Annotated in this window: 11 protein-coding genes and 1 pseudogene; 3 read left to right on the top strand and 9 right to left on the bottom strand. The window is 35.4% G+C overall.

The window, feature by feature from the left end; genetic code table 11:
- Positions 1-294 precede the first annotated feature (294 nt).
- A pseudogene (locus BM183_RS18635) lies at positions 295-1,485 on the top strand (IS3 family transposase).
- A gap of 854 nt (positions 1,486-2,339) precedes the next feature.
- Here the strand turns inward: BM183_RS18635 and BM183_RS18630 are convergent.
- Positions 2,340-4,652 carry an AraC family transcriptional regulator gene (locus tag BM183_RS18630; RefSeq protein ID WP_091688832.1) on the bottom strand — a complete coding sequence of 771 codons (2,313 nt, stop codon included), beginning with the start codon at positions 4,650-4,652 and terminating at the stop codon, positions 2,340-2,342.
- 446 nt (positions 4,653-5,098) lie between these two features.
- Between BM183_RS18630 and BM183_RS18625 the strand changes: the two genes are divergently transcribed.
- The gene (locus BM183_RS18625) at positions 5,099-6,079 is read left to right on the top strand and encodes a dimethylarginine dimethylaminohydrolase family protein (protein WP_170848082.1); all 981 of its coding nucleotides are present in this window, start codon (positions 5,099-5,101) and stop codon (positions 6,077-6,079) included.
- A gap of 81 nt (positions 6,080-6,160) precedes the next feature.
- Here the strand turns inward: BM183_RS18625 and BM183_RS18620 are convergent, their stop codons facing one another.
- The 4 genes from BM183_RS18620 to BM183_RS18605 form a co-directional block, all read right to left on the bottom strand.
- The gene (locus tag BM183_RS18620; RefSeq protein WP_091688828.1) at positions 6,161-6,532 is read right to left on the bottom strand and encodes an iron chaperone; all 372 of its coding nucleotides are present in this window, start codon (positions 6,530-6,532) and stop codon (positions 6,161-6,163) included.
- A 105-nt stretch (positions 6,533-6,637) separates the two neighbouring features.
- Positions 6,638-7,102, bottom strand: a complete 465-nt coding sequence (locus BM183_RS18615) for a DUF1801 domain-containing protein (protein WP_242961052.1) — start codon at positions 7,100-7,102, stop codon at positions 6,638-6,640.
- Positions 7,103-7,198: 96 nt separating this feature from the next.
- Positions 7,199-8,089, bottom strand: coding sequence for a DUF368 domain-containing protein (locus BM183_RS18610; protein WP_091688824.1), 891 nt, complete (start codon positions 8,087-8,089; stop codon positions 7,199-7,201).
- 90 nt (positions 8,090-8,179) lie between these two features.
- On the bottom strand, positions 8,180-8,722 hold the full coding sequence (locus BM183_RS18605) for a GNAT family N-acetyltransferase (RefSeq protein ID WP_091688822.1): 543 nt from the start codon (positions 8,720-8,722) through the stop codon (positions 8,180-8,182).
- A 217-nt stretch (positions 8,723-8,939) separates the two neighbouring features.
- Between BM183_RS18605 and BM183_RS18600 the strand changes: the two genes are divergently transcribed.
- Positions 8,940-9,476, top strand: a complete 537-nt coding sequence (locus BM183_RS18600; RefSeq protein WP_091688820.1) for a flavin reductase family protein — start codon at positions 8,940-8,942, stop codon at positions 9,474-9,476.
- A 209-nt stretch (positions 9,477-9,685) separates the two neighbouring features.
- On the opposite strand, the gene BM183_RS18595 is transcribed toward BM183_RS18600, so the two are convergent.
- The 4 genes from BM183_RS18595 to BM183_RS18580 all read right to left on the bottom strand — a co-directional run.
- Positions 9,686-11,014: a D-alanyl-D-alanine carboxypeptidase family protein gene (locus BM183_RS18595; protein ID WP_091688818.1), complete on the bottom strand. Its 1,329-nt coding sequence runs from the start codon at positions 11,012-11,014 to the stop codon at positions 9,686-9,688.
- 134 nt (positions 11,015-11,148) lie between these two features.
- A complete protein-coding gene (ligD, locus tag BM183_RS18590; protein WP_091688816.1) occupies positions 11,149-13,587 on the bottom strand; it encodes a DNA ligase D in 2,439 nt (812 codons plus the stop codon).
- A 4-nt stretch (positions 13,588-13,591) separates the two neighbouring features.
- Positions 13,592-14,365: a non-homologous end joining protein Ku gene (gene ku, locus BM183_RS18585; RefSeq protein ID WP_091688814.1), complete on the bottom strand. Its 774-nt coding sequence runs from the start codon at positions 14,363-14,365 to the stop codon at positions 13,592-13,594.
- Positions 14,366-14,668: 303 nt separating this feature from the next.
- Positions 14,669-14,889: transposase (locus tag BM183_RS18580; RefSeq protein WP_170847861.1), on the bottom strand; the 221-nt coding region annotated here is incomplete at its 5' end.

The raw sequence follows: 14,889 nt of genomic DNA, 5'->3' as shown, positions 1-14,889 counted from the left end.
CCTGTTATCCTAATTTAGTTTATGAGAGTCATTACGAAAGCTCAATGAGTACTTTCTGAGTTTAATTTATGTTGTGAAGTAAAGCTGTTTATCGAACTTATTTTATAACCATTTATTTTTATGTTGTTTTAGATAATGGTAACACTAATGAATTATTATTATTTATAAGGGAAAATAATTATATACAAAATTTCATTACACATCGTTACCTAAATATATTGGTGTTAGTATATAAGTATGGACACGGAAAGTTTAACACGATAAAATGTTTCATAGAAAGGTGTGTGTTAAACAATGTCCAAGAACGGTACCCGTTATTCGGAAGAATTCAAACAACAGATTGTTGATCTGTATAATTCAGGTAGTTCAGTTTCCTTCTTAAGCAGTGAATATGGTGTCACAAAGTAACGATTTATAGTTGGATTAAGCAGCTATCTCCAGTTAAAGTATCAGAAAAAGAAGAAATCAACTCTAAGGACTACGAGAAAATGAAAAAACGTATCGCTGAACTTGAAATGGAGAATGAAATCTTAAAAAAAGCTACTGCCATATTCGCAAGAAAACGATAGAAGAAATCGTTACCTTCATCGAAAAATACAAAACAAAATATACTGTAAAACTTATATGCAAAGCCTTGAAATTTCCTCGAAGTATCTATTATAAGGCTCTCGTTAGTGTACCTTCAAAACGACAGCTAGAAGCCGATAAATTTAAGGCAGAAATCAAGAAAATCTGGACTGATAGCAAAGCCAGATATGGTGCACCTAAAATTCATATGGTACTAATCAGCCAAGGTAAATCAATTAGCTTAAAACGAGTACAACGATATATGATTGATATGGGACTTCGTTCTATTGTTATAAAGAAGTTCAGATACCACTCAGAAAGAATCACGACTGAACAAAAGAAAAACATCCTAAGCCGTGATTTCAATACAGCTGGAATCAATCAAAAATGGTGTACAGACATTACCTATATCCATACAGTACGGGAAGGATGGACCTATCTAGCTTCCGTCATGGACCTTCATAGCAAGAAGATCATTGGTTATGCCTATGATACTTCCATGACAGCCGAATTGGCTATGCCGGCAGTTAAAAATGCATGTTTAAATGTAAAGGTTATTGAAGGCATCATTCTGCACAGCGATTTGGGCACACAGTATACCAGTAGGATATTTGAGGATTACCTGTCTTTCAAAGGTATTATTCATTCTTTTAGCCGAAAAGGAAATCCTTATGATAATGCATGTATTGAATCCTTCCATTCCGTGCTAAAGAAGGAAGAGATCAATCATCATAAATACAATGATTTCAATGCTGCCCGCAAGGCTGTATTTGAATATATTGAATCCTGGTACAACAGAAAAAGGATTCATGGTGCCATTATTATTTGACTCCGCAGGCTGCTCATGAAGCAGCATTAGCGGCATCAAAAGTTAAACTTTTTGTGTCTACGTTATTGACACAAGTCCATATAAATTGAACTTTTTTAGTTTAAAGTTCATACTTAATTAGATGGATATAGAAGTTTTTGAAGGTGCTAAAACAGATAGTATGAGATGAAGGAAGAACCTATTTGTTATATTTAATTTGGAAATACCAATAGTTATTGTCTAATAAAGAAATTATTTTCTTAAATTGATTAAAACTTGTTTGATAAAAAATAATTTCATAAACAGCTTTGCCTCACTACGTAAATTGAACTCAAAAGTGCTAATTGGGTCTTCGTAATGACTCTCAATAAAGTAAATTAGATAACGTGGTGTATAGGATAAATTTTGCGTCATCCGGCCGAGAAGGCTGTTTATGGCCGACTAGAGACTCAGTGACAAGTATCGCCCTCTGCGATATTTGTCATGCGCTTTGAGGCTCTACCAAGGCCATGCCTCACGAGGGTAAGGTAGCAAAATTTATCCTATACACCACGTTATCTTACAAAATATAAATTGAGTCATTATGAAGGTCCAATTAACACTTTTTGAGTTTTTTACATAACTTCAGGGCAAAGCGTACGTGCATTAGTAAACTAAATTTTTATTTGGTTACCTTACCCTATGGTAAGCAAAAGTAAGTGGATTGGAGTAGAAAGTGTTTACTAAGCTTTCGTAATAACTCTTAAACTAAATTTGGATAACAGGGTGTATATGATTAATTTTGCGTAATCCGGCCGACAGGGTAAGGTAGCAAAATTAATCATATACACCCTGTTATCCTTGAACATATAAATTGAGTCATTATGAAAGCTTTAATGAGCACTTTCTGAGTTTCCAACAACCTACAGAGCAAAGCTACTACAACCAATTTTTTATATGGCTTTTATATCTGCTTGAAACGATTTTATGTGATGGAATTACGCCTATACTGAACTGGTGTTATGGAATATTTTTCTTTGAACTTTTTAATGAAGTAGTTGGAGCTGCTAAATCCTACTTGTTTAATAAGTTCTTCCAATGGTAGATTACTTTCTACCAACAATTTAGCGGCTTTTTTCAACTTACATTCCGTCATAAACTGGGTTATATTCATTCCTCTTTCTTCTTTAAAAATCCGGCTGATATATTTTGGACTTAGAAATACCTTCTCTGCTATAAATTCTAAAGATAGGTTTTCCTCTAAGTTCTCCATAATCACTTTTTCAATTAATTGTACTACCGTCTTTGTTGGATTTTCTTCTAAGCTGGATAATTCCTCAAAGGTAGTTTCTATTAATTTCATAAACCAGAAGTAAAAATCCTCTACGTTATATAAATCATTAATGTCTTTAAATAGCTGGGTGTCGTTCTTATTTTTGCTTTCTTTCATAATATCTCTCATAAAGTGATTATATAAAAATACAAATTTCAGTACAGCTCCATTTAAATATTCTGCTGAAACAGTAAGTTCTGCGGCTTCTGTAATAAAGTTCTTTAGTATAATATCAATCTGTCCTATATTTCTGGAAACCAATGCTTCACTAAATACTTCAAAATCAATATTCATGGTCTCTTTTAGATTAGATACTTTAGACTTTAATTCTTCTTCATTTAAGAAGTAAACATGGGGTATAAAATATAAATAATCTATTAGCTTTTCTAATCGCTGGTAATTTCTATGTACCTCTATAAGCTTTGTAAATCCAATACTTTGAAGTATGATTGGATCTACAGAAAAGTTAATTTTCATATAATCTGTGAACTTATTCCTTAAGACAGCCAATTCTCTCTTATCATCTTCTCTTATAGAGAAGACAACACAAACCGTTCCATCAAATAAGTCAGCGGACAAACAACGTCCTTCACTGTTTGAATAGTTGTCAAAAAAATAAGTCATATTGTAAATAAGCAGATTTCTTGTTAATTCATCTAAACTGTTGTATATTTTCTGATGTAGTTTAATAATCAGAACGTAATGGGAGTTGAAAGATAAATTGCAACCTAAAAGGGTTAATTTATCATCCACTTCCTTTTCATTTGTAATCTTTGCCGATAGTAGATTTAAAACAAAATCACGCTTAATAATATTTCTGTTTTCATATAGTACTGCTTCTTTTTCTATTGCCCGATCATATAATTCTTCTATGGCCCTATCAATATAATAATATTCACTTTCTCTTGCCTTCTTACTAAACTTCATTCTATCCAGCCTATTTATAATTAAGTAAAAAGGTCTGTACAGGTTCCTTGCAAAAAGGTAGGAGATAAGAATTCCCACAACAATTACAGTACAGGAAAAATATAAAATATTCATTTGAATTTTTCGTGTTTCATCAAAATACTCTTTCGTGGAAACCATATTAATAATAACCCAATCTTCTATACCGGCAGATTGGCTGGTAACAACCCTATCACCAATCCTATAGTTTCCCTTTCTTCCCCCATCTGCTATTATGTCATCTATCAGCTCTTTTTTATTCTTTAGTAAAGTATGAAATCCCTCTGTATTTCCCTCTATAGCAATTATTTCCCCTTGGCGGTTCATAATTGCAACAGCATCCAATTCCCTTGTAATAAAATCCTTTAGAAGCCTATAAAACACATCTTCTTTAATATTCACCGCCACATACCCCTTTACCATAGAAGGATTTTCAGTATATAAGGGATATTTAGCAGCAAAGGTATATACCCTATGTTCCCGATTACCAAATGTTAAAACCCGGTGAGAAATCCACCGTTTACTATTTTGATAATTAGTCTCTGTATGAAAAACACCCTGCTCTTTTAGAAAATCTTCCCTATAAGAGCTAAAATTAATTCCGGTAAAGGTGGAGATATGTACGTTATTCTTTTCTGTATAAAGTTCTATGCTTGAAATAAAAGAATCCTTTTGTGTACGTATAACTTTTATAAAATCTAATATATTAACCGCCTTTAACATGTCTTTTTCCATAGGATAATATAAATACTTTTGAATATCCTCGTTTTGATTACCTAAATTTATAATGTCTAAAATAATTTGATTGGAATCTTTAAAAAGAGCTTCCACATTGTTTTTCAGATATCTTAGCCGATAATTTTCTAATTCTTCTATTTTTTTATTATAGTTAACGGAAAATTGTACCGTAAGAATAATTCCGATAAAAAGAGCTACAGCTACAACCAATACCACAAAGGATAAGATCAGACGATTAAAAATCGTATCAAACCGATTAAGACAATTGAAGCGCTTTTTCATAAAGTAATCCTACTTTCTTAAATATCCAATAAAATTATAGGAAATCCGCTATATCCCATGAGTATATTATATCTTTATATAGAATTATTTCAATTATACTTATTCCACATTATGCTACTATTTCTATATTTTATATGAAATCTCCATATATGATTTTCTACTTGTCATTACATTCCAAAACATAATTCCTATTGTTGTAAATTCAAAGAAGTTATTCCCTAGTACATTATTTACCAATCTATTAAAGAAATATTTCGATAAATTAATTTTAGTATAAATTAAAAGCTGTTATATTCTGTAAAGCTTTGAGATAACAATTCACTTTTGTGATATATAATGATATAATACATAAAATTTGATTGATAACGTGCCTATTATATTACAGGTACGTTCTAAATACTTTTATAAATAAAGGTAAAGAATATTTTGAAAGGATTTGATTTGTGATGAAAAAGAACATGATTGCAGTTAAAAGTGAATTTGCACCATTGAGAAAAGTTGTATTAGCCCAATCGGAGTTTATCTTTCCGGAACGAGAAGACAGTAATAATGATAGTACTTTTCTTGCAGAGGAAAGTTTAGATTTATATGCCAGTGTTGATACTGCTGGAAAAGATTATAAAGATGTTTTTCCTGACCGTCAGGAACAATGGGAAGAAGAGCGTGAAGAATTTAAAAAAGTACTTGAAAAATATGGGGTAGAAGTTCTTCTTCCTCGATTGCTGACCGAACATGAAAGAGAAATCGGTAAGGAATATGGCTGCTGTAATTTCTTTGTCCGTGATCCCTTTTTTACCATTGGTTCTTCAATTATAGAAGGCTCTTTACGCTTCCTTCATAGAAGAAATGAAATCTTACCAATTCGGGATACTCTTGCAGCAGAGGCTTATAAAAGTGATGCCTTTTATTTGTCTGTACCAAAACCAGATATTTCAGAAGGCCTACATGCTGAGGCAGGTCCGTTTTTGGAGGGGGGCGATATCTTAGTTTTGGACAAGACTATATTTGTGGGAAATTCCGGGCAAGCTTCAAATCATAATGGTTATCTCTGGCTTAAGTCATATTTATCCCACTGGGGGTATGATGTAATTGAAGTTCCGTTAAAAAAAGAGGTACTCCATTTAGATTGTGCATTAAGTCTTGTAAGGGAGGGTTTGATGATTATTTGTGAAGAAGCCTTTTTAGAGGGAATTCCAGAACCATTGAAAAAATGGGATAAAATATCTGTTCCTTATAAAGATATTGCCTATTTGGCGATAAATGGACTTCCAATAAATGAGTCTACTTATGTTTTAGATCCTCAATTTGAATATATTGCAGAACAGTTAAAAGCTAGAGGAATAACTGTAGAATATGTTGATTTTAGAATTTCCCGAAGTTTTGGAGGCTCCTTCAGATGCAGTACACAGCCTCTTATAAGAATATAGATCCTTATCAAGTTCAATTTCCCAATGATATTATGAGCAAAAGCGGGAACCATGAATACAGTTCATGGCTCCCGCTTTTATCTATTTCCGCCAAAAAGTTGAGCATTCTGCCTTATCCAAAATATTAAACCGGATCATTTTCTCCAGTAATAAAAAATCTACCGGACTGTCCCATGGGATACGTACCAATTCCTTGCTATGGTTATAGCCTGCCTGTAGAATTTCACCAGTAAAATGATTAATCCCTGCTCTTTCAGGGGCAACAGCCATATGATATTTGGATATGCTAAAGCCGATAATAAATGTTCCATGATCGGTAAACATAGGCTGATTCCACGCAATTCTAGGCATCAAATTTGGAAACGTCTTAATTATCCAACCCAAAACTTCTTCCATTCGGCTCTTATGCTGCGGGTTGTCAATACGAGCTAAATATTCTGCAAAAACTTCCATGTTGTACCCTCCTAATTTTGGTATGTCCAGCTATACACTATTAGAACAGCAGGTGGTTTTTATCCTGCCTTATAGTTGTTCAGAAATACTTATAGTGGGAGAAACTTACCCCTTGCGGGAAGTTTTGGGACTGGACTTATTTAAGGCAATGGCTGAGCGGATTAACTCCTTAAGGGCTTCCTCATCCACCTGGTCACCCTGGTGGAAATCAATAGCCCTCCTGGTGTTCCCATCCAGGCTTGAGTTAAAGATATGTGCGGGATCCTCAAGTGACGCACCTTTAGCGAAAGTCATCTTTACCACATTCTTGTAAGTCTCCCCGGTACATATTATCCCATCGTGAGACCACACAGGAGTACCCCTCCACTTCAACTCCTCCACTACCTCAGGGTCAGCCTCCTTAATCAGGTTTCTTACCTTTGAGAGCATCTGCCCTCGCCAATCCCCCAGTTCCTCAATTCTCTCATCAATTAATTGAGACGGGGATTTTGTGCCTTTTGTAGACTGTTCTTCCATTGTAAAATCCTCCTTCAATACTCTGGATACAGCTATCATTTCTAATATCTTCATATTTATACCAACAAATTAACTTTTTCCTTCTACAAGGCTATGGATTTCATATTCTTTGAAGAATCTTACTTTGTATTTTTAGGATAATTTTATTCTTTAGGACTCTAATTTAACATTTTCAGGCTCCGTATTTTCATCCTTACCAAGAAAGAATGAAATGGCAAAACCAACACAAAAAGTAACCACAGTAACCGAAGCACCTAAAATTGATATGGATGAGATACCTGCCTTATATATAATAGCAATGGGTGAACCAACTATTAATCCTAAAATAGCACAATAAGTTAATACCGGAACCTTCGCAAATAAAATCTCGATTAACTTTGCAACTAAGCCAATCCCTACCAGGACACCAAGACCAAATGGAAATAATACTCCAAATCCGTGGATAAGGGCAAATTTATCAAAATGAAGTAATAATGAAATAAAATTACTGATGTTACTAATTATTATACCATAAAATCCGCATATCATCATTACCAGGGAGCCGCTTACGCCGGGTATAATCATAGTAGCGGATGCAATTACTCCTATAAAAAATAGTTGAACAACCGTACCGAGATTCACTGCAATGTCCGTAGTAGAACTTTCATTTCCGCTAAGAAATGCCATACCGGTAACAATACAGAAAAACACTGCAAATGCAATGATATTTGCAGCGGTAAATCTAGCTCCTTTTACTTGTTTCACTAAAATTGGTAATCCTCCCATAATCAGCCCGATAAATAATCCACTGGTTTGCATTGGGTAATTACTTAAAACATATCTGACAACAAATGATAAAATCCCAATACCGGTAGCCGCACCGATTACATAAGGAAGCAGTGTCAGAATACTTTTCTTGAAATTTTTACTCATTCCTGTAATAGACTTGATAATTTTGTCATACACGCCCATGGATACAGCCATTGTGCCGCCGCTGACACCAGGGATAATATTGGCAACACCTATTAATATACCTTTTAAAAATTCCTTTACAATATTCATATTCTTTTAATAATCCTTTGTGTATTATAAAAAATAACCGGATTATTTTCCTTTCTTCATTGTTTAATTCTTCTCAAATCATTATAATTCCTATGATAAGTTTTCTTTACTAAAGATTAAATTCATAATTATTACTGTATGTTCTTTTTTTCCATAGGTTGCTTTTGCTCTGCCCGCTTCAACATACCCCATTTCTCTCCAAAACTTATGTCCTCTATAATTTTCTTCTACTACTCCAATTCTTAATGCCTTACCATGCTCTTCCAAAACCCAGGTTTTTATAAGTTCGTGTAATTTTCTTCCCAAACCATTTCCTCTGTCACTTGGGTCTATCATCAGTAATCCTATTATCCATTCTCCAGGTTCTTTATAATCTTTAATCATATCAATGACTGCAATTAAAGTATTATTTTCATTATAAACTCCGAAAACATACTTGTCTTTTAACTCTTTGCCTGGTGGCAAATCAGATAAAATGCTGTTACCCGCATCTTTTTCAGGAGGTCTGCCTTCAATCAGCATCGAAAAATCGGAACATCTTTCGCACAGGTCTTGTACATCAATCCCATCATCACCTGACAATCGACGGATATCATATTCCGATTGCCCTATTTTTTTATTCTCTATCAACATTGATCATCCTTTCTAATGTTCCAGTAAATAACAGGCCTCTACATGTCTGTTAATACGCATTCTAACCCTAGTACACTTAACCACAATAAAAAATACTATAATGTTTCTCTTCCACTCTAACTCTCCTTTTTTATAGTATCTATCAAAAAAGTGCATACTTGTTAATATAATTATTCTATCATAATATATATACATAAATTATACAAGGAGATAACATATGAAAAAAGAAATTGAAGTATTTGATTATGCCAACGATATAATGAAAGCAGTTAAAACAGGGGTTTTGTTGACAACAAAGACAGATGACAAGGTAAACTCTATGACTATTTCATGGGGTACATTAGGTATTGAATGGTCAAAACCTATCTTTACTGTTTTTGTTAGAGAGAATCGTTTTACAAAACTACAACTTGAAAAAAATTCTGAATTTACAATAAATATACCATATGGCGATTTTGATAAAAAGATATTAGGGATTTGCGGGACAAAATCCGGACGTGAAATTGATAAAGTCAAAGAGCTTAACTTGGCCCTTGAAACACCTGATCGTGTTTCTGTTCCTGCTATTAAGGAGCTTCCTTTAACTCTAGAGTGCAGGGTTATATACAAGCAAAAACAAGATGAACGTGAAATTACAGAAGAAGACAAAAAAGCATTTTACCCACAGAATGTTGATAGTACATTCCACGGGGCAAATAAGGATTTTCATACTGCTTATTACGGAGAGATCCTTAGTGCATATATTATTGAATAATATTCCTTAAATTTATTGAGTTTATAAAAGACATTATATTTATTGAGAAGTTAAAATGTTGCAGGCTCTCAGAATTTTTTCTGAAAGCCTGCATACAAATCATACCTTTTTTATTTAATCTTTCATATACCTATCCATTGTTTTCCCCAATCAGATATAAACTAAGAAATAGGATTTGATACAATTATTACTTACTTAGTAAATCTATATTATTTTCTTTTTTTAATAATTAAATAAGTTACAGATACGAATATTATTACTACAAAAATTGTAAGTCCAATTTTAATAAATGATATAGACCGCTTCTTATTGTAATTAACATCTGAAGCCGAGTTTTTTATAGAAATTTCTGCATTATCCAAATTATTGTAATTATCTTCCACAGAGTTAGATATCTTTATAAAATTCACCGCTACTGAACCAACTTCTTTACCTGAAAATGTATAAGAAATAGTTCTTATTGTAGGAATACTGGTATCTTTGTTGTAATTCTTTATAAAAGTGGGTTTTAGATCATCAAATGATGCTGTTTTGGGAATTAATATGCTGCTATTTTTATCTATTTCTATTACATAATCAGCACCATCATCCGCTTTCAAAGCAGCCTTATCAAATAATGTGTAATTGCTTAACTGATTTTCTGATAAATAAGAAGAAATGTTTAAGCTTTTAAAATTCTTAAATCCCCAGTCAAACAACTTGGCAGTATCCGTATAATGTTCCGTAGCAGCATCTTTTAGTATAACACACAAAAGTTCCATATCTCCACGTTTTGCATAAGTGACCAAGGTATATCCAGAAGCAACTGTATATCCGGTTTTCCCTCCTTCACAACCTTCATATGTATAATTTGATTTAATTAACATTTTATGATGGTTGGTTAAATATCTTGATTCTTTCTGTAAGTTAGTTGGAGGTATGGTATATTTTTTGGCTCCGGCAATTTTACGGAATTGTTCATATTGTAAAGCAGCCTTCGTAATGAGAGCCATATCATATGCTGATGTATAGTGATTATCATCCGGCATTCCATGGGGATTAACAAAATGTGTATTCTGACAACCCAAATCTTCTGCCTTTTTGTTCATTAAATCTGCAAAAGCTTCTATACTTCCACTAATATGTTCTGCTATACCATTGGAACAATCACCTGCTGAGGCTAACATAATACCATATAAACTCTGTTCTACCGTAAGTTTTTCTCCAACATTAGCATAGATTTTACTGCTATCATAGCGAAGATTATAAATTGCACTTTTAGAATAGGTTACCGTGTCTGATAAATTGCTATTTTCTAGTGCTAGCAAAGTAGTCATAATCTTTGTAATGCTGGCTGGATATAGTTGTTTATGGGGATTTTTTTCAAAAAGAATAGTTCCGGTGTTAACATCCATTAAAATTGCAGATTCTGCTGTAACACTGGGTCCTTTCGGCCATTTAGAATCGTTAGAAGCTGCAAGTGCATTTAATGTTAGTATATTTGTTATTTCTATGTAAATAATCAATAGAAATGTAATAATTTTTCTTGTAACTTTCATTATTTTTTTCTCCTTAAAAAACAGAGGCAAAAAAACGGTTCTTTCACTGATTTTTGCCCCTGAATGCTCATAAACATACGTATTTCTTAATTCTCCAATCTAAGCATTGGGCATAATGCTTATCAATTGGCTTGCTATTTAAGCATCTGATCATTCTGGAAAAAACCTTTCCAAGGGTCACTGTCGCTTATCCTCAAAAGCGCATCTGCCATGGTGATGCCGTCGGGAGCCACTGTGTCAAGTTCATCCCATGCAATAGGCATAGAAACTCTGGCACCTTTCCTTGCTCTTATAGAATAGGGTGCAATACTTGTAGCTCCTCTGCCGTTTCGAATCCAGTCGATAAATATCTTATCTGTACGCTTAGCCTTTCTCACATTACTTGTATAGCGGTCAGGCCATTTCTGCTCCATTACTTCGGCAACCCGCCTTGCAAAATCGTGAAACGCATCCCAAGTCACAACCGGTTTTAACGGGACCACCACATGATACCCTTTACCTCCGCTGGTCTTAAGATATGAGTTCAGTGAAAGTTCGTTAAGAATACTTCTGATATCCAGTACTCCCTGACGAACACGGCTTAAATCCATTCCTTTATCCGGATCCAAATCAAATACCATCACATCGGGCTTTTCAATCTCGTCTACACGGCTTCCCCAAGTATGAAATTCCAATGTACCCATCTGTACTTCAGATATAAGACCAGGGGCATTCTCAATATAAAAATAATCTTCTATTTCCCCACTGCTGGTAGTAATGGGAATGGTGATGATTCCTTTACTGCCTGCACCCGGATGCTTCTTATAGAAGCAGGTCTGGGATATACCCTTAGGACAGCGTACAATGCTGAGAATCCTATGACTTACATAGGGCAGCATACGCTCCGAAACCTTTTCATAATACTGAACCACATCTATTTTAGTTGTTACAGGATCATCAAACATTACCTTGTCCGGGTTAGAAATTTTTATTCCTTGAATAATAATGCTGTTTGCGTTTACTTCCATTGGTTTCTCCACTTCTTTTACAGAGTATTGGTACTTTTCATCCTCCGCCTTTTCCTTTTTTATATCCATAGGATCCTTGTCTGTCCGTATGCCTTTAAAGCTTGCTTGCCTTAATAGATTCTCTTTAGTCCATTCGGCAAATTTGATTTCCGCTACCAGCTCAGGTTCAAGCCATGTAATCTTTTCATTGGACTTAGGACTAGGTGCAATTTTAAAAGCCGGATTCATCCTCTTTATGTTCTCAAATTTTTTCTCAAGTGTTTTCATATCAGACTCGCTTAGTCCGGTACCGGCACGCCCAGCATAGACCAATTCCTCCCCTTCATAGATACCAAGGAGAAGGGAACTTATCCCCCATGTTTTTTTGTCGGAGAGCGTATATCCTCCGATGACAAATTCCTGTCTTTTATCACATTTGAGCTTAATCCAGTCACCATTTCTGGTTCCGCTGTAGACAGAATCGGCTTTTTTGCCCACAATCCCTTCCATACCTGCATCGCAGGCCACAGCAAAGCTTTCCTTTCCGATTCCTCTGACATAGCGGCTGTAGTAGAGGTTTTTAGGGGCATCCTTCATCAAAGTTTCAAGCATTTCTTTCCTCTTAATCAAAGGGTATCCTCGAAGATCCGCACCATCCAATGCAAGAAGATCAAATACAATATAGGTTAGATTTTGGGTCTTGGGATTTTTCATATAGTTCTGGAGAGCCTGAAAGTCTGTCTTACCCGATGGGTCCGTAACTGCCATTTCTCCGTCCAGTACCACAGCCCTTCCGCCAGCAAGGTCAATAAGCGAAGTGGCAACGTCATGAAACCGTCTCATATAATCATTACCGTTTCTGGTGATTAGACGTACACTGTTTCCCTCCACAAAGGCAATAATCCTATAACCGTCATATTTCAATTCATAGAGCCAATCCTCACCTTCAGGTACCGTATTAACTAATTTGGCTAGCTGTACATCTACCTTACTGAAGGGGTTCCTTATGATTTTTTCATCTTCCCCTTCTTCTATTTCCTTCATGGTGCGTCCGGTTCTGATACTGGTGATAAATTCGGATATCCCATCCGTATCTTTGACATAATCATCTTTTTCTTTCAATAAAAGCCAGTTATCCTTTGTCTCTCCGGCTTTTGCTTTCAACCGAACCAAAGCCCACTTTCCCTTAAGACGTTTTCCTTTCAGGACAAATTTCAGCATACCTTCACGGAGCCCTTCTTCCACATTCCCATAAGGCTCCCAGAAGCCTTCATCCCATAGCATGACTACTCCGCCGCCGTATTCTCCTTTGGGAATAGTTCCCTCAAAGTTCCTGTATTCCAAGGGATGGTCTTCCACCTGTACGGCAAGTCTCTTATCATGTGTATCATAGGAGGGACCCTTGGGTACCGCCCAACTTAAAAGAACTTCATTCCATTCCAGACGCAAATCATAGTGGTCTTTGCGGGCTAGATGGTGCTGGACAACAAATCTTAGAATTTCTTCAGAATCTTCTGTTTTTCCTTCTGGCTCAAAGGTTCTATCAAAGTTCCTTTTTTGGTTGTACTCGTTTAGTTTTGAAGTCATAAGATCACGCTGTTTCCTTGTCTTTCTTAGCTTTCTCTACGCTGGCCTTAAGAGCCTCCATGAGGTCGATTACTTTACCTGGACTTTCAGGTTCTGCGGCCACAATTTCCTTACCGGAGATTTTTGTCTCAATAAGGGCCCGTAGTCTCTCCTGGTATTCATCTTTATATTTTGATGGGTCAAAGGGCGTATCCATGGAATTGATCAGTATTTTTGCCATATTCAGTTCCTGTTCGGATACTTCGGGCTTTGTGTACTGTTTTTGAAGGGCCTTAATGTCATCGGCATAAAACATTGTGGAAATAAGGAGACCATCCTCCCGGGGAATAATCGCCATCAGTGTGTCTTTTGTACCCATAACAGTCTTGCCTATGGCTATCTTCTGTTCTGCCATCAATGCGGAACGAAGCAGCTCGAAGGCTTTTTCGCCCCCTGCCTCAGGTACAGCCTGATAGGTCTTTTCATAGTAGACGGGAGAAATCTGGTTTAATTGGGCGAAATGCAGAATCTGAATCGATTTTTCCTTTTCGGTTTTGATCTTTTCAATTTCCTCCTCTGTGATAACTACATACTTGTCCTCATCATATTCGTATCCCTTTACAATGTCCTCTGCTTTAACCTCCTTACCACAATGGGCACAGGTCTTTTTATATCGGATTCGGCTATTATCTTCCTTATGAAGCTGGTTGAAATGAATATCATTGTCCTGAGTGGTTGTGGACATTCCAATCGGAATCGCTACCATGCCGAAAGTTATGACTGATTTACGTGATATCATAATGTAAACACCTCCAAGGATATTGTTTCCAACTTGATTATAAGTATTCAGTATACCATTAAATTCATCAGTTCACACCTGTTTTTTACTGAAATAGTTTTATTATGGACATGCATCAAGAAGGACATATTCACGACTTGCACCCGTTAGATTACGTCCATGCTAGAAGCACTAAAAGTCAAGACCACCAGCTTAGCTGGTGGCTTGATTTGCCCCTATAAGGGGCTTTTACCTGCTTGCGTCTAAAGACGCACTGAATAGTTCGCCAGCCGCACTATTTTCTCGGGCAAACCCTAAAGGGCTTTATTTTTTGCCCTTTTGTACTGGCTCACCCGTAAACGGGTCTATATACTCTTTCAATGATATCTGGTCATATTGCAAATCTTCCTGTATTTGATTTTGTATATATTCTTGTATTTTCTTTGCATTTTTTCCTACTGTATCTACATAATATCCTCTGCACCAAAAATTTCTGTTTCCATATTTGTATTTCAGATTGGAATGCCTTTCAAATATCATTAGCG

It is taken from the genome of Anaerocolumna aminovalerica (assembly GCF_900115365.1).
GTDB classification, from domain to species: domain Bacteria; phylum Bacillota; class Clostridia; order Lachnospirales; family Lachnospiraceae; genus Anaerocolumna; species Anaerocolumna aminovalerica.
This window is presented reverse-complemented; position numbering and strand designations above follow the sequence as displayed.